At 70.5% G+C, this 19,101-nt stretch carries 19 protein-coding genes and 1 pseudogene; 8 read left to right on the forward strand and 12 right to left on the reverse strand.

The window, feature by feature from the left end:
- Nucleotides 1–86: 86 nt before the first annotated feature.
- On the forward strand, nt 87–2,306 hold the full coding sequence (locus AB0G47_RS16885) for a glycosyl hydrolase (RefSeq protein ID WP_360769789.1): 2,220 nt from the start codon (nt 87–89) through the stop codon (nt 2,304–2,306).
- A gap of 82 nt (nt 2,307–2,388) precedes the next feature.
- Here the strand turns inward: AB0G47_RS16885 and AB0G47_RS16890 are convergent, their stop codons facing one another.
- The gene (locus AB0G47_RS16890; protein WP_360769792.1) at nt 2,389–3,837 is read right to left on the reverse strand and encodes an MFS transporter; all 1,449 of its coding nucleotides are present in this window, start codon (nt 3,835–3,837) and stop codon (nt 2,389–2,391) included.
- A gap of 163 nt (nt 3,838–4,000) precedes the next feature.
- Here AB0G47_RS16890 and AB0G47_RS16895 point away from each other — a divergent pair, with 163 nt between their 5' ends.
- A complete protein-coding gene (locus AB0G47_RS16895) occupies nt 4,001–4,930 on the forward strand; it encodes a LysR family transcriptional regulator (protein WP_360769795.1) in 930 nt (309 codons plus the stop codon).
- Here AB0G47_RS16895 and AB0G47_RS16900 read toward each other — a convergent pair whose 3' ends face one another.
- The 5 genes from AB0G47_RS16900 to AB0G47_RS16920 form a co-directional block, all read right to left on the reverse strand.
- Nucleotides 4,931–5,308, reverse strand: coding sequence for a hypothetical protein (locus AB0G47_RS16900; RefSeq protein WP_360769798.1), 378 nt, complete (start codon nt 5,306–5,308; stop codon nt 4,931–4,933).
- Between the two features lie 206 nt (nt 5,309–5,514).
- A complete protein-coding gene (locus AB0G47_RS16905; protein WP_360769801.1) occupies nt 5,515–5,976 on the reverse strand; it encodes an SRPBCC family protein in 462 nt (153 codons plus the stop codon).
- Nucleotides 5,977–6,063: 87 nt separating this feature from the next.
- Entirely contained in the window at nt 6,064–6,849 is a 786-nt protein-coding gene (locus tag AB0G47_RS16910; RefSeq protein WP_360769803.1) for an NAD(P)H-dependent oxidoreductase, read from the reverse strand.
- A gap of 471 nt (nt 6,850–7,320) precedes the next feature.
- Nucleotides 7,321–7,713: a DUF2267 domain-containing protein gene (locus AB0G47_RS16915; RefSeq protein ID WP_360769806.1), complete on the reverse strand. Its 393-nt coding sequence runs from the start codon at nt 7,711–7,713 to the stop codon at nt 7,321–7,323.
- A gap of 107 nt (nt 7,714–7,820) precedes the next feature.
- A complete protein-coding gene (locus tag AB0G47_RS16920) occupies nt 7,821–8,252 on the reverse strand; it encodes an Hsp20/alpha crystallin family protein (RefSeq protein ID WP_360769809.1) in 432 nt (143 codons plus the stop codon).
- Between the two features lie 201 nt (nt 8,253–8,453).
- Here AB0G47_RS16920 and AB0G47_RS16925 point away from each other — a divergent pair, with 201 nt between their 5' ends.
- The 3 genes and pseudogenes from AB0G47_RS16925 to AB0G47_RS16935 form a co-directional block, all read left to right on the forward strand.
- Complete coding sequence (locus tag AB0G47_RS16925; protein ID WP_360769812.1) at nt 8,454–9,110, forward strand: type III effector protein; 657 nt, start codon at nt 8,454–8,456, stop codon at nt 9,108–9,110.
- Nucleotides 9,111–9,174: 64 nt separating this feature from the next.
- Entirely contained in the window at nt 9,175–9,984 is an 810-nt protein-coding gene (locus AB0G47_RS16930) for a VOC family protein (RefSeq protein WP_360769814.1), read from the forward strand.
- 260 nt (nt 9,985–10,244) lie between these two features.
- Nucleotides 10,245–10,662: pseudogene (locus AB0G47_RS16935) on the forward strand (Hsp70 family protein); the annotation flags it as partial.
- A 44-nt stretch (nt 10,663–10,706) separates the two neighbouring features.
- Here the strand turns inward: AB0G47_RS16935 and AB0G47_RS16940 are convergent.
- On the reverse strand, nt 10,707–11,720 hold the full coding sequence (locus AB0G47_RS16940) for a helix-turn-helix domain-containing protein (protein WP_360769815.1): 1,014 nt from the start codon (nt 11,718–11,720) through the stop codon (nt 10,707–10,709).
- Between the two features lie 60 nt (nt 11,721–11,780).
- Between AB0G47_RS16940 and AB0G47_RS16945 the strand changes: the two genes are divergently transcribed.
- Nucleotides 11,781–13,007: an MFS transporter gene (locus AB0G47_RS16945; RefSeq protein WP_360769818.1), complete on the forward strand. Its 1,227-nt coding sequence runs from the start codon at nt 11,781–11,783 to the stop codon at nt 13,005–13,007.
- Between the two features lie 49 nt (nt 13,008–13,056).
- Here the strand turns inward: AB0G47_RS16945 and AB0G47_RS16950 are convergent, their stop codons facing one another.
- The 3 genes from AB0G47_RS16950 to AB0G47_RS16960 form a co-directional block, all read right to left on the reverse strand.
- Nucleotides 13,057–13,752, reverse strand: coding sequence for a ribonuclease H (locus tag AB0G47_RS16950; RefSeq protein WP_360769820.1), 696 nt, complete (start codon nt 13,750–13,752; stop codon nt 13,057–13,059).
- Nucleotides 13,753–13,826: 74 nt separating this feature from the next.
- Complete coding sequence (locus tag AB0G47_RS16955; RefSeq protein ID WP_360770007.1) at nt 13,827–14,336, reverse strand: N-acetyltransferase; 510 nt, start codon at nt 14,334–14,336, stop codon at nt 13,827–13,829.
- A 253-nt stretch (nt 14,337–14,589) separates the two neighbouring features.
- The gene (locus tag AB0G47_RS16960) at nt 14,590–14,892 is read right to left on the reverse strand and encodes a putative quinol monooxygenase (RefSeq protein WP_266873780.1); all 303 of its coding nucleotides are present in this window, start codon (nt 14,890–14,892) and stop codon (nt 14,590–14,592) included.
- A 147-nt stretch (nt 14,893–15,039) separates the two neighbouring features.
- Here AB0G47_RS16960 and AB0G47_RS16965 point away from each other — a divergent pair, with 147 nt between their 5' ends.
- The gene (locus AB0G47_RS16965; RefSeq protein WP_360769823.1) at nt 15,040–15,375 is read left to right on the forward strand and encodes a helix-turn-helix domain-containing protein; all 336 of its coding nucleotides are present in this window, start codon (nt 15,040–15,042) and stop codon (nt 15,373–15,375) included.
- A 12-nt stretch (nt 15,376–15,387) separates the two neighbouring features.
- On the opposite strand, the gene AB0G47_RS16970 is transcribed toward AB0G47_RS16965, so the two are convergent.
- Complete coding sequence (locus tag AB0G47_RS16970; RefSeq protein ID WP_360769825.1) at nt 15,388–16,578, reverse strand: damage-control phosphatase ARMT1 family protein; 1,191 nt, start codon at nt 16,576–16,578, stop codon at nt 15,388–15,390.
- 165 nt (nt 16,579–16,743) lie between these two features.
- Here AB0G47_RS16970 and AB0G47_RS16975 point away from each other — a divergent pair, with 165 nt between their 5' ends.
- Nucleotides 16,744–17,382, forward strand: coding sequence for an SRPBCC family protein (locus AB0G47_RS16975; protein WP_360770010.1), 639 nt, complete (start codon nt 16,744–16,746; stop codon nt 17,380–17,382).
- Between the two features lie 141 nt (nt 17,383–17,523).
- Here AB0G47_RS16975 and AB0G47_RS16980 read toward each other — a convergent pair whose 3' ends face one another.
- The gene (locus AB0G47_RS16980; RefSeq protein ID WP_360769828.1) at nt 17,524–19,008 is read right to left on the reverse strand and encodes an alpha/beta hydrolase; all 1,485 of its coding nucleotides are present in this window, start codon (nt 19,006–19,008) and stop codon (nt 17,524–17,526) included.
- Nucleotides 19,009–19,101: the final 93 nt, after the last annotated feature.

Below are 19,101 nucleotides of genomic sequence, written 5' to 3' on the forward strand. Positions count from 1 at the left end.
CAAAGGCCGACTTGCGGCCTATTGGCCCCCCGCCCCCTCTCATAGGGTCACGGCTTGATATGGCCATGACGAAGGAGAGGGAGTCCATGCGTCGCAGACGCCTGCTTCACCTGGTCCTCGCCCCGCTCGCGGGCGTGCTCGTGTTCACGGCTCCGGCCGCCGCGGGCCCCACGCCACCGGGGGACGTCTACCGCCCGGTACGCGGTCCTGCCGCGCCCGCCGAGTACCGCTATCTGCAGAAGACCGTCCCCGGAGAGTCGATTCCGCGCCACGCGCACGAGGACGCCGCCGCGCAGGCGCGTCAACTGCCCACCACAGGCGGCCGGTGGAAGTCCGTCGGGCCGACGAACATCGGCGGGCGCATCGTCTCGCTCGCCCTCGACCCGAAGCGCGCGGACACGCTGTATGCCGCCGCGGCCAGCGGTGGCGTCTGGCGCAGCACGGACGCCGGGCAGACCTTCAAGTCCGCCTGGCCCGACGACTGGACGCAGTCGATGGGCGCGGTCGCCACCGCACCCGACGGGACCCTGTACGCCGGTACCGGCGAGCCCAACCCCGGTGGCGGCAGCATCACGTACGAAGGAACAGGCCTCTACCGCAGCACCGACGGCGGCAAGAGCTGGAAGCCGTCCGGGCTGCGTGACTCCGGCGCGATCAGCGCGATCACCGTGGACCCCGACAATCCGCGCCGCGTCTACGTGGCGGCGTCCGGTTCCCTCTACAACGGCGGCGGCGACCGCGGCGTCTACCGCTCGGAGAACGGCGGCAGGACCTGGCAGCGGATCCTGTCCGGCGCCAACGAGTTCACCGGCGCCACCGAGATCATCGTGCAGGGCAAAAAGCTGTACGCCGTCCTGTGGGACCACCGCCGCACGCCCGAACGCCGCACCTACGGCGGTGAGGGCTCCGGCGTCTTCCGCTCCAGCGACGACGGCAGGACCTGGCAGCGGCTCGGCGGCGGCCTTCCCGCGCAGGGCCCGGACGTCGGCCGGATCGGTCTCGCCGTCGCGGGCGATCGGGCCTACGCCATCGTGAACAAGACCGACGGCCCCTTCGAGGGCTTCTACGCCTCGACGGACGCGGGCGACAGCTGGAAGCGGACGCCCACGAACAAGAAGCTCACCGATTCGCAGTCCACGTTCGGCTGGTGGTTCGGGAAGATCTGGACCGATCCGCGCGACGCCGGGCATGTGCAGGTCGCCGGAGTACCGCTGATGACGTCGAAGGACGGCGCCGCCACCTGGACGGCCGACGACACCAGCATCCACGTCGACCAGCACGCGATGGTCTGGGACCCGCGCCGCCCCGGCCGCGTCTACCTGGGCAACGACGGCGGCGTCTACCGCTCCGACGCGAACGGCGACGGCGGCTGGGTCAAGGCACGCCACGAGCCGTACACCCAGCTCTACAGCGCGGCCATATCACCGCAGGACACCTCGCGGATCTCCGGAGGCGCACAGGACAACGGCTCGATACGTTCCTGGGGCGGCGACGGCTTCAACGAATACCTCGGCGGGGACGGCGAGGAGAACCTGATCAACCCGACCGACGTGAACAACGTCTACGCCTGCTACCAGTACGGCAACTGCTTCAGCTCCACCGACGGCGGCGACACCCTGACCTACTTCGCCGACAAGACGACATTCAAGCGCCGCAACTGGTTCACGCCGGTCGTCTTCGACCCCCGTGACCCCAAGGTCCTCTACTACGGCGCCGAGGTGCTCAACCGCTCCACCGACGGCGGCGCCACCTGGCAGGCCATCAGCCCCGATCTGTCCGGCGGTCCTGGCCCCGACCCGATCTACACCAACTACGGCACGATCACCTCGATCGCCCCGGCCGCGGACGGCCGTACCCTCTACGTCGGCACGGACGACGGCCGCGTCTGGGTCACCAAGGACGGCGGCGCGCACTGGACGAAGCTCGCCCAGGGCCGCCCCTGGGTGACCCGCGTCGTCGTCGACCCGCACGACCCCGACCGCGTCTACACCACCCACTCCGCCTACCGCTCGGGCTCGGACACGCCCCACGTGTACGGCAGCACGGACGGCGGCAAGCACTGGAAGGACCTGTCGGGCAATCTGCCGGACGCCCCGGTCAACGACCTCGTCATCGCCCGGGGCGGCACGCTCCACATCGGCACCGATCAGGGCGTCTTCACCTCCGGCGCCAAGGGTGGCCACTGGTCGCGCCTGGGCCGTGGCATGCCCGCGGTGCCGGTGGACGACATCGAGTACGACGCCGGGAACCATCGCCTGGTGGCGGCCACGTTCGGCAGGGGCTTCTACGAACTGACCACTCCCTGACCGTCAGTCTGACCACTCCCTGACCGTCAGTCCGGATCCGGCTGCCGGATGGTGCTGCGCGGATCCGAACCGCGGACGGACATCAGTGGGTCGCCGGAAGGTCCGCGCGGTCCTCGGCGGGTGTGCCTGCCGCGGTCACCCTGCCCGCCCGTGAGCGGAGTCCGAAGGCCGCGATCAGCGCGGCCGCCAGGACCGCTGCGAGCGGGACCCACAGGGCGGCGCGGTAGCCGTCGAGGAGGTCCGCCGGTGCGGACGAGGCGGTGGCGGCGACGTTGACGGCGGTGACCGCGGAGAGGCCGAGCGCAGCGCCGAACTGGAAGGAGGTGTAGAGGAGCCCGCCCGCCAGGCCCTGCTCCTCCTCCTTGACGCCCTCGGTGGCGACGATGGTGAGCGGGCCGTAGGCCAGGGCGAAGCCGAGGCCGAGGATGATCAGGCTCGGGAACATCGCCAGGTACGTCCAGTCCGCGCCGACCGGCAGGAACAGGGCGTACGCGAACGCCGCGAGGAGCAGACCGCCGAAGATCACCCGGGCGTTGCCGAAGCGCTCGACGAGCTTGGGCGTGAGGGTGGGCGAGAGCACCGCGTCGACGCCGATGACGATCATCGCGAAGCTGGTCTCGAGAATGGACCAGCCGCGCAGCTCCTGGAGGTAGAGGACGACCAGGAACTGGAATCCGAAGAAGCCCCCGGCGAAGAGCAGCCCGGCGAGGTTGGCGCGGACGAGCGCACCGCTGCGGAAGATGCCGAGGCGGACCAGCGGCGATGCGGAACGGCGCTCGACGGCGACGAAGGCACCGAGGAGCGCGAGACCTGCGGCGAGCGTGGTGAGGGTGGCGGCGAGGCTCGTGTGGGATGCGCGCTCGACGCCGAGGACGAGCAGCACGATGGCGGCCGTGACGGTGACGCCGCCCGCCAGGTCGACGCCCTGCCCGGTGCGGTCGGGGCGGGCCGACTTGGGCACGAAGGCGAGCGCGGCCAGCAGGATCACCGCGGAGAGCACGACGGGGGCGAAGAAGACCCAGCGCCAGCCGACCGAGGCCAGCAGACCGCCGATGACCAGGCCGATCGAGAAGCCGCCCGCGGCGGTGCCGGAGTAGAAGAGCAGGGCCTTGTTGCGCCGCGGTCCCTCCTCGAAGCCGGTGGTGATGATGGAGAGGCCCGCGGGGGTCATGAAGGCGGCCGCGACCCCGGTGACGAAGCGGGCGACGATCAGCATCCAGCCCTCGGTGGCGAATCCGCCCAGGCCCGAGAAGAGCAGGAAGACGGTGAGCCACAGGACGAACATCTGGCGGCGCCCGAAGAGGTCCGCCGCCCGGCCGCCGAGCAGCATGAAGCCGCCGTAGCCGAGGACGTAGGCGCTCATGACCCACTGCAGGTCTCCGGTGGACAGGCCCAGGTCGGCGCGGATGGACGGCAGGGCCACATTGAGCATGGCCACATCGATGCCCTCCAGGAAGATCGCGCCGCACAGGACGAGCAGGACGCCCCACTCCTGGGGCTTCAGGGCGGCCGGCTCTCTCTGCTTGCTCATGACGATGTCCTCTGTTCTTCTGCCCATTGCGTGTTTTTGCGCGACGGTGATGGGTTGTTGTCGGCTCACTCACCCTCGATCAGCGCGCGGGGCGGAACAACGGCGAAGATCGCAACGTTCGTTCAACCAGGCTTACCGATCCGATGCACCTGGGGGAACGCCGATGGAACGCGATGAGCTGGAGTGCTTTCTGCTGCTCGCCGACGAGTTGCACTTCGGCCGCACGGCCGACCGCATGCGGCTCTCTCGCGCGCGGGTCAGCCAGTTGGTCCAGCGCCTCGAACGCCGCGTCGGCGCCCCGCTGTTCATCCGCACGAGCCGCCGCGTCGCCCTCACCTCGCTCGGCCGGCAGCTGCGCGCCGACCTCGAACCGCACCACCGGGGCATCGCGGCCGCCCTCGAACGGGCCGCCGCCACCGCGCGCGGCATCGAGAGCGTGCTGCACGTGGGCTTCTCCAACCCGCTGGCCGGCGAGATCGTGATGAAGGCGACGGAGGCGCTGCGCGCGAGCCACCCCGGTCTCGCCGTGGAGATCTGCGAGGTGCCGCTCGCCGATCCCTACGGCCAGCTGCGCAACGGCGAATTCGACGTCCAGCTCACGGAGTTCCCGGTCGAGGAGGCGGATCTGGGCGCCGGTCCCGCGCTGCTCGCGGAGGAGCGGGTCCTCGCGATCGCCGCGGGCCATCCGCTGGCTGGGCGGGACGCGGTGTCGCCCGAGGATCTGGCGGACGTGACGCTCCTGACGATCGCGGGCGATGTCCCCGGCTACTGGCTGGAACACCACGTCCCGTCCCACACACCACTGGGCCGCCCGATCGCCCGCGGCCCCGGCGTGACCAACATGCAGGAGGCCCTGATGCTGGCCGCGGCCGGCAAGGGCGCACTGCTCGCCCCCGCGCACACCGGGACGTACTACGCGCGACCAGGTGTCGCGTACGTCCCCTTCACCGACGCGGAGCCGGTCGGCTACGGCATGGTGTGGCGCGCGGGCGACGACACGGCTGCGATCGAGGCGTTCACCAGGACGGCCCGGGAGGTCGCGCGGGACGTGGCGCAGGCGGATCCGCGCAGTGCGGTGCCGGTGGGCGTGTGATCAGGAGTCGCCGCACGGACCGCCACCCGGTCGGCGGCCGCCGGCTTCGAGCAGTCGGCGCAGGCGGCGGACCTCGGCGACGAGGCGGGGGACGTCTTCGCGGGCGCGTGCGATGAACCGGGCGTTCTCGTCCCAGCGTTCGTCCGCTGCATCGACGTAGCGCGGCCGCTGAACGAGGGTGGCGGCCACGATCTCACCGTGGTCGAAATCGGGCCATCGCCCGACGCGTCCGGTGTCGGGGACGGTGCTGACGGCGACGAGACTCATGGCGTGGTCGTCGTCGAGCTGACGCACATGCCAGGGCCCGGGGGTCGCGGCCGCGGCGATCTCCGCGATTCCGTCGAGGTCGTCGTCCGTCAGCGGGGCGGAGGCGTCCATCGGGCTGCTTCCTCTCGCGGGCCGGTGCCGGTCAGCCCTGGTCAGTGCGGGGCCGCCTCGGCGGCCGCCTTTGTCGGGAGGGTGCTGACGGCGACGAGACACATGGCGTGGTCGTCACACATGGCGTGGTCGTCGTCGAGGTCGTCGAAGTCGCCGTCCGTCGACGCGGCGGAGGTGTCCTCGGATTGGCTGGTTCCGCGCCCCGGTCACGACCGGGGCGCCTCCGCGGCCGCCTTGACGTGGCCGTTGCGGGTCCGGATGAGACGCGGCATATAGCGGTTGAGTGCCGCCCACTCGGCCAGGGCGCCCAGCGGGCCGAGCGGTGCGGCGAAGTCGATCACGTCGCGCATCACCGTGCCGCCCTGCCCGTCCGGCTCGAAGTGGTGGGCGTGGTACCACCGTTTGAACGGACCTGACACCTGCTCGTCGACGAAGTGTCCCGGCCGGTCGAAGGCGGTGATCCGGGACGTCATCCGCCACCGCACGCCGAAGTGCCTTGCCTCCCAGGTCACGGACTCCCCCAGCAGCATGCCGCCGGCCGCGACGCCGCCGATGACCTGCTCCCCGGACGCGGCCATCGACGCGGTGTGCACATCGACGTCCAGCGAGATGTCGAAGACGAGCTCTGGCGGCGCGGCGATACGGGTGACTGCCTCGAAGCGGGTCATGCACCGACTTTACGACGCACTCCACGCCCACCCGTTGCCAGGGGTCGCGGGCCTCAGGTGCCTCCCGGACGCGGGCGCCTGCTCGGCCTATGCGGCCTGTTCGGCCCGCCCCGAACGGTGCGCCGCGACGCCGGTCAGCTCCGGGGCCACCTCCGGACGCAGGACGAGATCGTCGTCGTAGTCGCCGCCGTGCTCGTGCCGGTACGGCAGCGGGGTGGTGACGGGCAACTCGCGGAGCCGGTCGCGCAGTTCGGCGGTACGGGCGCGGTAGCCGGCGGCGTCGAGACGGTCGGCGCCGTAGACGACGTACGGCGGGAGCGCGGCCATCCCCGTGTACCAGAAGACGCCGTGCAGCAGCGGGAAAAGGACCTCGTCCGCCTGCCCATGGACGCCGCGCGGCCCGAACCCGGACTCCCGCGCACCGACCGAGGTGACGACCAGGGCACGCTTCCCGGCGAGCCCGCCGTCCCCGTACCGCAGGGTCCGCCCCGCATCGTCCTGGAGACCGAAGGCGAAGCCCTGCACGAGCACCCGGTCGAACCACCCCTTGAGAATGGCGGGCGGCCCGAACCACCACAGCGGAAACTGGAACACCAGCGCGTCGGCCCAGGCGATCTTCTCCTGCTCGCCCACGATGTCCTCGCTCAACTTCCCTGCCGCATGGGCATGTTCCTGCTCGGCGCCGACCAGCAGCCGGTCCATCGACTCCCGATGAAAGTCGTCGGCGTCCACCACTGGCTTCCACCGCATGGCGTACAGATCGGACTCGCGGACCTCGTGCCCGAGCTCACGCAACGCCTGTACGCCGTCGTCACGCAACGCCCCGTTGAGGGACCGGCCTTCGGGATGGGCGAACACCCAGAGAATCTTCATGCCTTCGATCCTGCGCGGGAGGCGGCCACCCACATCAGTGGCCAGATAGCCAGGATGCGCAAGGATCTGGCCACGGCGGGGGTGCACCGCATGGCCGGCGCCGCCGTCCGTCAACATCTGTCTGACCTCGGCGAACGTCCCTGCTCACGGCGGACAAGCCCGTGCCGACCGGAGTCAGTGCTGGTTACCCGTGATCGACTCCCACTTGTTTCCCAGCCGAAGAGGCCCCTCGATCGCTCAGCGGATCTCCTGCGCCGCCGGGTGATGCTCGTACTCCGTGAGCCCCTGGCTCCTCTCAAGGGCCGGTCGACGGGGCAAGCTGTTCCGGCTCGGCCTGTACCTGGCCGTGCACGCGACCTCCCGCGAGGCGAAGTGGCCGCCGTGCGCGCGCTCGCCGCCAGCCTGCTCCTGGACGCGAAAACCACCACGTACCGCAGCCTGCAGGGGTGGATGTGCTCCCAGCCCCTGAGGTCAGGTGGGCTGCGGGCGACCGAACAGAAGGTCGTAGCCCGTGGGGAGTTGGAGCAGGATCTCGTTGAGGAGGTCGTCGGCGGCGGCGTCGGCGACCGTGGAGAGGACGGCGCTGACGTCCCAGGCCGCGGTTTGCTCGGTGGCGCCTTCGATCCAGGCTGCGGTCGCCCGCACGAACCGCTCCGGAGACAGCGGCTCGGCGCTCTGTAGCGGGTTGAGCAGGATCAGGGCGAACTCTTCCGGCAGATGCGCAGCCAACTGGGCGCGTACCTGGCCGACCAGGTGTGCGCCCAGTAGGGCGAGCACTACTCGGGCCGCGCGGTCGGCTTCCTGGGTGGTGTCGTACTTTCCGCGTTCCTGCACCGCCTTGAGGAACACGTCCGTGCGTATCACTGCTGCCCCCTCGTGAGAGGCGGAAGTTGGGGCGCGCGGAGGACGCGGCCGGGAAGGGGAGAGGATCCGCGTCCTCCGCCGTGGAGCCGACGGCGCTGCTGCTCGCCTCAGCTGCTGATCTCCTTGCGGTCACCGCGGCTCTCGATGGTGACCTTGCGGGGCTTGGCGTGCTCGGCGATCGGGATGCGCACGGTCAGGACGCCCGCGTCGTAGTCAGCGGCGATGCTCTCGGTGTCGAGCGTGTCGGCCAGCATGATCTGGCGGGAGAAGACACCCAGCGGCCGCTCGGAGAGCTCCATCTGGACGTTGTCCGTGTCCTTCGCCGGACGCCGCTCGGCCTTGACGGTCAGCATGTTCCGCTCGACGTCGATGTCGATCGCTTCCGGTGAGACTCCGGGCAGATCGAACACGATCACGTACTCGTCGTCCTTCTGGTAGGCGTCCATCGGCATCGCGGACGGCCGTGACCAGGTGCCGGGCGACAGCATCTGCTGGGCGAGCCGGTCGAGCTCGCGGAAGGGGTCGGTGCGCATCAGCATCAGAAACACCTCCGGTCGGTTCAGTCGTCTGCCTAGCGCTTCACCTTTTCCCTTCTAACATGTCATCCTTGTGATGACAAGAGAAGAGTCATCGAGAAGACGACAGATCCGATCCGAGGGGGTCCCGTGACTGTGGGTGACGAGCGTCGTGCGGGTCGTCGACCCGACGCGCAGGATGGCGCGGGCGGTGCACATGGTGGCGTGCGTCCGGGGCCGGAATCCCTCCTCGCCGCTGCCGCGGCGCTCGATGCCATCAGCGCGGCCCTGCGCGCGGCACGCGCCACGGCCCCCGACAGAGTCGAAGCCGCGCCGGACCTGGACGGGCCGGAGCGTGCTCTGGCCTCGCTGCTGCTGCTGCGCGAGGTGCGTGACGAGCTCGGCACGTGGGAATCGGGGCTGATCGAGGCGGCCCGTGATGCCGGGGCCAGCTGGGCCGACCTCGCCCAGCCGCTGGGCGTGTCCAGCCGTCAGGCCGCCGAACGCCGCTACCTCAGGCTCCGGCCCGGCGCCGGCGGAAGCACCGCCGAGCAGCGGGTCAAGGCCACCCGCGACCGGCGCGCCGCCGACCGCGCCGTCGTCGCCTGGGCCCGCGGTCACGCGGCCGACCTACGCCGGCTCGCCGGGCAGATCACCGCTCTCACAGACCTGCCCGTGGCGGCGCGGACGCCCATTGCCGAACTTGACCGCGCCCTCGCCCAGGACAACGCCGCCTGGCTCGTCGCCCCCCTCGCCGGGACCCGTGATCACTTGCGGACCGCTCACCCCGACCTCGCCGAGCGCGTCGATCGTCTCGTCCACCGCGCGGAGCAGCTTCGCCGGGACAGTACGGACCAGCGCGGTACGTCCCCGCCACGTTGAGAGCGGGGGTACGCGCAGGTGTGCCCGGTCGAGGGCGGCGAGGCACGTACGGAAGGAGAGTCCCGTGGTACTGGTAGCAGCGGATGTGATCGGCGCCCCGTGCTGGCTGAGTCTGGCGGCGCGTGACCGGCAGGCAGCTGAGCGCTTCTACGGGGCGGTACTGGGGTGGACGTTCCAGCAGGGTCGCTTCGGCCGTGCCTTCTCGGTGGCGCAGGTCGACGGAGTCCCCGTCGCAGGCATCGGAGCAGTGGCGGGCGAGTTCGCCGTGCCGGTGGCATGGACGCCGTATTTCGCCGTCGACGACGCCGACGCAGCGGCCGCGAGGGTGCGCGAGCGGGGCGGCACCGTTGGGGTGGGCCCCGTCTCGTATCCGCCCGGAGGCCGGGCGGCGCTCGTGACCGACCTGGAGGGCGCCACCTTCGGCATCTGGGACGGTGATGTCCTCGCCGCATGGAGTGTCGGCGCCAAGTGGTCGCCGGCCTGGCTGGAACTCCACACCGGCAACGCTTTCGACGCGGCCATCTTCTACGGCGAAGTGCTGGGATGGGGCCAGGGCGACAGCGACGGATGCTGCGACACCTCGTACGAAGAAGACCAGGTCGTCCTGCGGCGGCGGGGGCAACCCGTCGCCAGGCTGAACAGCGGCCCCGTCGAGGAAGCCGCACCGAAGCCGCAGCTGCGGCCCCGCTGGCTGGTCCACTTCAAGGTCCCGGACCTGGACAGGGCGGTCGCGCTCGCACAGGAGAACGGCGGCAGCACCGTCACCGGCCCGGAATGGGGCACCACCCGGCAGGTGACGCTCCGGGACCCCGACGGCGGGCTGTTCACCCTAGACCGATCGTACGACACCCCAAACGCGGGCCAGGGAGCCTGAACGAACCTTGCCCCGGCGAAAGTGAGGCGGCCATGAGTGAATCCGTGGACCTTGGAAGTGCACCGGAGCCGGCCGAAGTCGACTTCGGCCAGGTGCCGTTGACGCCGAGCCCCGTGCGCAAGGCACCGTTCTGCGCCTGGTGAACGTCGAACCACTCCCGGTGCAGCGTCTGTTGCTCACGACGAGGACCGCTTCCGTCCTGCTGGAACCACACAGAGCAGGGACGGGTGAGCTACATCCGCGTTTGAAAGGAGCCTGTGATGACACGGGCGGTAGCCATCGACCTGGGTACGACCAACTCCGTCGTCGCCATCCTTGAAGGTGAAGCGGCACATGGCCGAGACCGAGTGGCGTTTCCCGGAGGCGTACCTCGGTGAGGACGTGACGGACGCCGTCGTCACCGTGCCCGCGTACTTCAACGACAGCCAGCGCACGGCGGACCAGCGGATCGTCGACCATCTGGTGAAGCAGTTCAAGAACGCTTACGGCATTGACCTGTCCAAGGACAAGATGGCCACGCAGCGGCTTCGCGAGGCCGCCGAGAAGGCAAAGATCGAGGAGTCCGCGGCGACCGAGACAACGATCAACCTGCCGTACGTCACCGCGTCGTCCGAGGGCGCGCTGCATCTGGACGAGAAGCTCACACGGGCCCAGTTCGAGCAGCTCACCAAGGAGGTCCGCCCCCGCCACGAAGGCAGATCCCTCAAGCTGATCACGCCACGCTACGCGCCCTGGCCAGGAGTCCCGCAGCCAACCAGCGCGTCGCCGACAGCCGTGCGGTAGTAGAGCACGGAGCGTCCCGAACGGCGGCGGCCGACCAGCCCGGCGTCCAGGAGCACCTTGAGGTGGCGGCCCACCGAGCCGAGACCCTGGCCCGTCATGGCCACCAGGTGCGTCGTGCTCATCGGGCTGTCCAGGAGCACCAGTACGCCCGCCCGCCCAACACCAAGCAGCCTGGCCAGCGCCTCCGGAGCGGCGGCCCGCTCCGGCTCCACCAGCGTGCCCGAGCACGGGTACACCACGGCGTTCCGGTGCACGGCGCCGTGGGAGTCGGGCCGGTCCATGGAAATCCATCCCCTGCGCGGCGTGACCGGCGCGAGCAGCAGCTGCGCTCCCATCAGTTGCCGAGGCGGGAAGGCGCGGGTGTTGATCTGCAGCCGGTTGCCGCCCAGCCACCGCATCTCCGGATGCATGTCGTCCAGTGCGGCTGCCCAGCCCGCACGGCTCAATTGGGCCGTACGCGCCACCACATCGGCCTCGATGACGCGCCGTCGCCGCGGCCAGTCGGGCGCCACCGTCTCGCTCCACACCCACTCCAGCAGGTCGGCGAGGCGCTCCGGCAGATCGGGGCGCAGCAACGGGCCGGGAAGCGGTCCGCGGTGAGCGATCACGAGGTCGGCGTGGGCGGTGTCGGCCGGCGTCTCGCGGATCCGCGCCAGCTCGTCCTGGAACTCCGCGCCGCCCTGCGCCGCACCCTCGCGGGACGGCACCGGGGTCAGGAAGTCGGCGATCCACCGGTGCCTGCCCAGCGCGACGCGCACCAGCAAGGCGGTGACCGGATCGGCGGTCAGCCGTTCTCGGTAAGCGGCCCTGTGACGGTCCAACCAGCGGCGTTCGGCTGGATGCGCAGGCGAGTCCTTCTCCAGGACCATCAGGCTCGCGGTCGTCTCGCAGAGGGGCGACACGACGAACCGGCTGCTCGCGAGCGTATCCGCATTGACTTCCCACCAGCCCAATGGTTTCGCCTCCCCGCGAAACATTAACTCCGCGCCCGAGCGGCGCCCGACACTCCGCCCATGCGCACCTACCAAGATCTCTTCAGGGCACCGGAGTTCACCCCGCTACTCGCGGCCTTCGCCGCACATGTGGCGGCCCAGACCGTGAGCAGAACGGCCATGGGGACGCTCGTCTACGACGCGACCGGCTCGCCGCTCCTCGCCGCCCTCAGCATGTTCGGCCCGTTGCTGGCGCAGATGATCGGCGCGACTGTCCTGCTGTCGGCAACGGACCGCATGCCTCCGCGTGCCGCGACCATCGGCCTGGCGCTCTTCTTCGCCGTGGCCACCACCGCCCTCGCCATGCCCGGCCTGCCGGTGGGAGCGATCTTCGCGATCCTGTCGGTGCAGGGCATGCTCGGCTCGGTCGGGGGCGGAGTGCGTTATGGGCTGCTCACCGAGATCCTCCCCCCAGAGGGCTACCTGCTCGGCCGTTCGGTGCTCAACATGTGCGCGGGAAGCCTGCAAATCTGCGGTTACGCCGTCGGCGCCGTACTCGTCAACGTCCTGACCCCGCGCGGAGCCCTGCTCACCGGCGCCGCCCTCTTCTTCGTCGCCGCGGCCGTCGCCCGCATCGGTCTCGCGAAACGGCCGCCGCGCGCACAAGGCCGTCCGTCCGCGAGCGAGACCTGGCGGACCAACGCGCGCCTATGGGCAGCGAAACCCCGGCGCCGCGTCTACCTCGCTCTGTGGGTGCCCAACGGCCTCGTCGTCGGCTGCGAGTCCCTCTACGTCTCCTACGCACCACACCACGCGGGGCTCCTGTTCGCCGCCGCCGCAGTGGGCATGCTGGCAGGAGACACCCTGACCGGCCGCTTCCTGCCCAGGCGCTGGCGCGACAGATTCGGTGCGCCGCCAATGCTGCTGCTGTTGCTCGCTGCCCCGTACCTGATCTTCGCCCTGCACCCCGCGCTGCCCGTGGCCCTCGCCGCCGTCACCGTGGGATCGATCGGCTTCTCCGCCAACCTGCTGCTCCAGGAACGCCTGATGTCCCTGGTCCCGAGCGAGCTGAGAGGACACGCCTTCGGACTGCACCACTCAGGGATGTTCACCATGCAGGGCATCGCCGCGGCGGTCGCAGGCGGCATCGCGCAGCTCACCTCACCCGCGACCGCCATGACCGTGATGGCCGCCGCCTCTGCCACGGTCACCCTCGCCCTCGCACCCGGTCTCCGGCGCATGCGACCGGCGGCCGGAGGCGTGCCGGCCGGAGTTGACATGGGCCGCAAGCTCACCGGCACGGGCTAGGTTGTTTCTGATGGCTCCTGGACGGTGTCGCGGAGCCATCAGAAACAACCTAGGCGTCCCGGCACTCCACATGGCCCCAGCCGTGCGCGTTCTTCGTGATCTTCTCGCCGGCTTCGTAGGGCTTCTGGCAGTGGCAGCGGCCGGGGAACTTGGCCTTGATGACGGGGGCCGAAGTGGCCTTGCCGGAGGCCGACTTGGCGGTGCGTCCGGCGGTGGCCTTGCGTGCGCGGGGCGCGGCCGTCATGCGCTCGGGGCGCGGCTGCGGGATCTCCTGCGCGCCGTGGGCGGTGCCGGCCGGCTGCTGGGAGGTGGCGGCGTCGCTGGCCGCCACGTCGGCGATCGCGTTGAGGTGATCGCCGTCCACCTGGTGGGCCGCGACATGCCGGAACGTGACCGCGCGGCCCTGCAGGAGCGCGTCGATGCGTACGACGAGCTCCTTGTTCGCGACCGGCTTCTTCGCCGCGGTCAGCCAGCCGTTGCGCTTCCAGGAGGCGATCCACTTGCTGACCGCGTTCATCGCGTACTGGCTGTCCATCCGGACCTCCAGCGGGAGCGCGGGGTCCGTGGCCTCCAACAGCTCGGCCAGTGCGGTCAGTTCGGCCACGTTGTTCGTCGAGTGGCCGAGCGGTCCTGCCGCCCAGCGCCGCGGGGTGCCGTCGGCGTCGGCCACCACCCAGGCCCAGGCAGCGGGTCCGGGGTTCTTCTTCGCGGCTCCGTCACAGGCGGCGATGATCAAGTCAGACATTCCTCGATGATGCCAGTTGCCGTGCCGGGGCCGTGGAGCAGCCCCGGCACGGCGGGCCCTGGATCGGGATCGGGCTAGATGCCGAACGGTGCGGCGTAGCGGACGGTGCCGCTGGGCAGCGGGTGCGCGGCGTCGAGGGCGAGGGCCATCATGGCCTCGTCAGGGACGTCGATGCTGATGCCGATGCCGTGGGCGGAGGCACGAGAGAAGCCGAACCTCGGGTAGTACGCCGGGTGCCCGAGGACGGTGACGAAGCGCTCGCCCCGGTCCTTGGCGGCCTGGAGCGCCGCACGGATGGCCGCGGACCCGGCACCGGTCTTCTGGTACTCGGGCAGCACGGCGACGGGGGCCAGGCACAGGGCCGGGGTGTCGCCGATGTGGCAGCGGGTCAGCAGTGCGTGTCCGACGGGCTTGCCGTCCCGGTCGGTGGCGACGATGGAGAGGCCGTCCAGCCAGGACGAGTCGGCGCGCAGCGCGTCGACGAGGTCGGCCTCCGCGGACGTGTCGAACGCGGCGAGGACGATGTCGCGGATGGCGGGGATGTCAGCGCCGGTCTCGGCGCGCGTGATCCACTCGTCGCTCATGGTGGGCATGGTGAACATGATGGATGCGAATCCGTTTCATGGTGGGTTCGTGTGAGTGTCGCCCCGCGAGCTCACGCTCCCGGCGGGGCACATCCGGCTGAGGTCAGGCCGCGACCCGGGACGTGAGGGCGGTCCGGGCGGTGCGCATGGCAGCGGCCTTGAGCGCGGTCATCAACCCCACCTCCCGACTTCCTCAGTAATCCGGTCGAAAGCAATCCGGTCGAACACGAACGCCAAAAACAATATCAGTCGGTCAGTAAGGGCTGTGCATCGTGAGGTAGCGGATGTCGAGGTCGGACTCCAGGTAGTCCATCCGCCGCTCCCAGAAGTCACGCATGTGGGGCAGGTCCAGGTGCGCGTCGAGATCGCCCTGGGAGCGCCAGGCCTCGTAGAAGACGAAGACACCCGGCTCGTCGCGGTCCTCGTGGAAGTGGTACTGCAGGCAGCCGGGCTCCTGCCGGGTCGGTTCGACGAACGAGAGCAGGAGCCGCTTCAGCTCCGCGGCGCGTTCGGGCTTGGGGCGTGCGATGCCGACGAGCGTGAACGGCTGAGTCATGAAGTTCTCTCCTCGATGGATACGTCGATTCGACGGATACGCCGATGGCGCTAGGTACGACGAAATTCGTACCTAGCGGACGCTAGCGACCCCGCAGGTACGATGCAAGTCGTACCTATGGGGCCGCACCCATCGAAAGGAACCCGGATGCCCGACGACGAAGGTCACCCGACCGTCGAGGAGATGGAGCTCGGCCCGGTGCTCGCCGCGCTGGCGGACCCGTTGCGCCGCCGCGTGGTGCGCGAGCTGGCGGCCGCGCCCGACGGCACGGCGCGGACGTGCAGTTCCTTCGAACTGCCGGTCTCCAAGGCGACGGTCACGCACCACTTCCGCGCGCTGCGCGAGGCGGGCCTGGTCCAGCAGGTCTCACGGGGCAACAGCCGGATGGCCACCCTGCGCAGGGAAGATGTCGAGCAGCGGTTTCCGGGGCTGCTCGCCATCGTGGCGGCCGAGCGGGAGAGCGCTGCCGGCCGGGGTGAGTAGCACGGCTCGGCCTCAAGCGTCCTTGCGGCTTCGCACCTGGATCAGGCCGTGCGTCCCGCTCGTACGCCATGCCTGGCCGTGCTCGGCGGTCAGCGCGGCCTCGGTCCGCGCGTCGAGGCCGACGATCACGTCTGACTTCAGGGTCCGCAGCGCGGCCACCGGGCCGGGGAAGTACGCCGTGGGTTCCGCGAACGGCGTGCTCGCGGGCCACAGCCGGTCACCGACCAGGCGCCGGTAGTTCAAGTCGCCCTTCACCAGCGTCAGAGTGGCGTCGGCGAACTCCTGGCGCAGGTCGTCGGGCATGTCCGCGTACGGCAGCGGGGCGCAGGAGAAGGTGTGGGCGCGGACGGTGAGCCGGCCGCTGCCCATCGCCGCCCACAGGCGCCTGCCGACCTCGGACGCGGCGCCGGGCGCCGCGGTCAGGTGGCGCAGACCGTCGATCACGTCGGCGGTGGTCGCGTCGGAGACGTAGTACGGGTACGGCTTGACGTGCAGGACGGCCCGCTCGATCCGCTGCCGGTTCAGGAGGTGGTCGATGAGGATGAGGTCGGGCAGCAGCTCGCGCCCGGCGTTGTCCGCGACCAGGCACAGCGCGCCCCGGCCGCCTTCTGGCAGCAGGGACCACAGCAGCTCGGACTGGTCGGCCACGAGCCCCGAGTCGACGGCATCGGCCGCGTCGCCCTCCGCGCCGATGCGGAACCCCAGATCGGCGCGATTGCCCCACAGGGCACTGAGGAGCAGGGCCTGGTCCTCGGCATCGGGAGCCGCCGGGTCCACCGGCCGGTCGAGCGCGGCGAGTTCCTCCGCGGCCTCCACGGTCTGGAGTTCCGCCTGCTTGAACGGGCGGAAGGGATCGATCCCTTGCCAGGGGCCGACCTCGAAGTACCCCACTGCTTCGAGGAGTTGGCGATAGAAATAACTCTCCGCCCAGAGGAAGGGCACATCGAACCACGAGCGGCCGAAGTGGCCGCTCCCCCACCCCTCCCACAGCTCCCGGTCGTGTGCGCCGGGGCCGAGGGGTTCGATGACGCCGTCCGTCGCCTGCGCAAGGAGGGCGTCAAGGGCGCGGTGCTGCTCGGGCCCATAGGGAAAGGCGTCCCGCACCTTCTTGATCAGCGCCGGATGCCGCTCCGCGAGCACGCGCCACGCGAAGGAGCCCGGTTCATTGCTCAGGATGACGGGCGCCTCGACTGGTTCCGGCATGGCTCGCTGATCCTTCCTGTCGGTCGTACGCGGACGCGGCGCCGCGGACGCCCAACGTCTCATGTGCGCGGCGCCGCGCGGACAATCGGCGCCATGAGCGAGTACGCAGTCGAGGTACAGCCCCTCGTACGCCGGAGCTGTAACGCCACCGACGAGGAGAACGCCATGTCCCGGATCCGCAGCACCAGCGTCCGCGCCGCCCTGTTCACCGTCCCGCTCGCCGTCGCCGGTGTCCTCGGCACCGCCGCCGTGCCCGCCGGAGCCACCCCGCACCCCGGCAAGTCGCTCACCTGCCGTGGAGAGGGCGTCGATCCCGATTACGCCGTCCGGTACCGGACCGAGACCGTGATCCATGCGCCGCTGAGCACCATCTGGAAGCTGCAGACCGATGTGGAGCGCTGGCCGTCCTGGCAGGCCCCGGTCACGTCCGTGGAACGCCTCGATCACGGCCCCTTGCGGAAGGGCTCGGCGTTCCGGTGGACGACCCCGATACCGCCCAACCCCGCTACTTCCGCCACCAGTCTGGACATCACCTCGACCGTCGAGCAGCTCAAGCGCGGCTCCTGCATCCGCTGGACCGGCCCCGGGATCGCCGAGGGACTGCGCATCGACGGTGTTCACGTATGGACGTTCACCGAGGTCGATGGCGGTGTCCTCGTACGCACCGAAGAGACCCACACCGGGGACCAGGTCGAGGCGGACGTCCCCGCCGCGACCGAGATCCTCCGGCAGGGTCTCGAAGGCTGGCTCGGCGACTTGAAGACCACCGCCGAGGCCCGCACCGGTCATCACCGGCAGCGCTGAGCCGCGCCGGTCGCGACAGCCGCTCTAAGCGCTCCGCGGGCAGTGCGGTACTCGTCCGCGGGTCCGTCGCGGACGAGTACCGCAGTTCCCCGCGCCCCTTTCGGGGCGCTGCCGACCCGCAGCGGACTTCGACAAGACCGCTTAGTCGCAGTACTTGTCCCGCGCCGGCCGCTCCCCCGTCGCCAGGTAGTGGGAGACGGTCCGGTCGCCGCACGCGTTGCCGTTGGCGAGGTAGGCGTCATGGCCGGTGGAGTCGACGGTCACCATGGTGGCGCGCTCGCCGAGCGCGGCACGGAGTTTCAGGGCGCCGCCGAGCGGGGTGGCCGGGTCGCGTTCGTTCTGGACGAGCAGGATGTCGGAGGGGCCGGTGTCGGTGATCCGGACCGGCGCCTCCTTCGGCCGGTAGGGCCAGGCCGCGCACAGCATCGCGTTGCGCGGCATCCCGGCGGTCAGCGGGAACTTGACACGGCTTGCCCTAACTCCCTTCTCGTACGCGGCTGTTGACCTCGGCCACTCGATGTCGTTGCACAGCGTCGCGGCGCCGACCGAGACGACGTTCTGCAGCACCTCCTCGGGCGGTGCCGGGGGCGCGGGCGGCACGGTGCCCTTGCGTGCGGCGGTGATCAGCTTGGCGAGGTCGGGGAAGTCGTCGGGGTCGTAGAGCGTGTTCAGCAAGGTCTGGCGCAGTACGTTGCCGTTGAGCTCCTCGGGGTTGGCGCCGGGCCAGGGGATCGGCTCGCGGTCGAGCTGCGCGGCAAGACGCAGGAACATGGGGCGCACCTCGGCCGCCGTCCGAGCCAGGCGGTCCGGATTGCCGGGCGCCGCCGCCCACTTGGCGAACTCGGGGAAGGTGTCCTCGACCCCCGCCTCGTGCGCGGCGACCCAGCCTCGGGAGACCTGCGTGTGATCGGGGTCGTCGTTGCTGTCGAGCACGACGCGGTCCGTGCGGTGCGGGAAGAGCTGGCCGTAGACGGCGCCGACGTACGTACCGTAGGAGACGCCCCACGCGGAGATCTTCCGCTCGCCGAGCGCCGCCCGGATGCGGTCGAGGTCGCGGGCCTCGTTGGCGGTGCTGATGTGCCGGATGAGGTCGCCGCCGTTGCGCTCGCAGGCGTCCGACATGCGCCGCGCGACGGTCATGTTCTCCGTGATGGACCCGTCGGCGCCCGGCCAGGGACGCAGTCTCGATGTGGCGAGGTCGCCGTGTTCGAAGCCGCAGCTGACCGGGGTGGAGCGGCCGAGCCCACGGGGATCGAGGCCGATCAGGTCGTAGGCGTCCCGCACGTCCTGCGGCAGCTTCTGCCCCTTGCCCGAGGGGTTGTCGATGCCTGATCCACCGGGTCCGCCGGGGATCAGGAACAGGGCTCCGCGGCGCGCCTCCGGCTTCTCGCTGGGGATGCGCGAGACGGCGATGTCGATCTTATTGCCGTCGGGGTCGGAGTAGTCCATGGGGACCTCGACGGTCGCGCACTCCTGGCGCGGGTCGAGTCCGCTCCCCTCGCACTTCTTCCAGTCAAGAGGTGTGCGAGCAGCGGCAGTTGAGGCTGTCGCAGTAAGCGGTGCGGTGAGGCCGAGGACGGCGGCCGATGCGGCGAGCAGGGCGGCGTTTCGCGTTGACTTCTTCATGGGCAACAGCCTTGTCGTCACTCCCCTGGCGCCACATCCTCCTGACTGGCCGTCGCGCGTCAGGGTTTGCCCCGGCAGTACCCCTAGGAGGTG

Origin of the sequence: Streptomyces sp. NPDC021622 (assembly GCF_040640795.1) — a bacterium.
Taxonomy (GTDB): domain Bacteria; phylum Actinomycetota; class Actinomycetes; order Streptomycetales; family Streptomycetaceae; genus Streptomyces.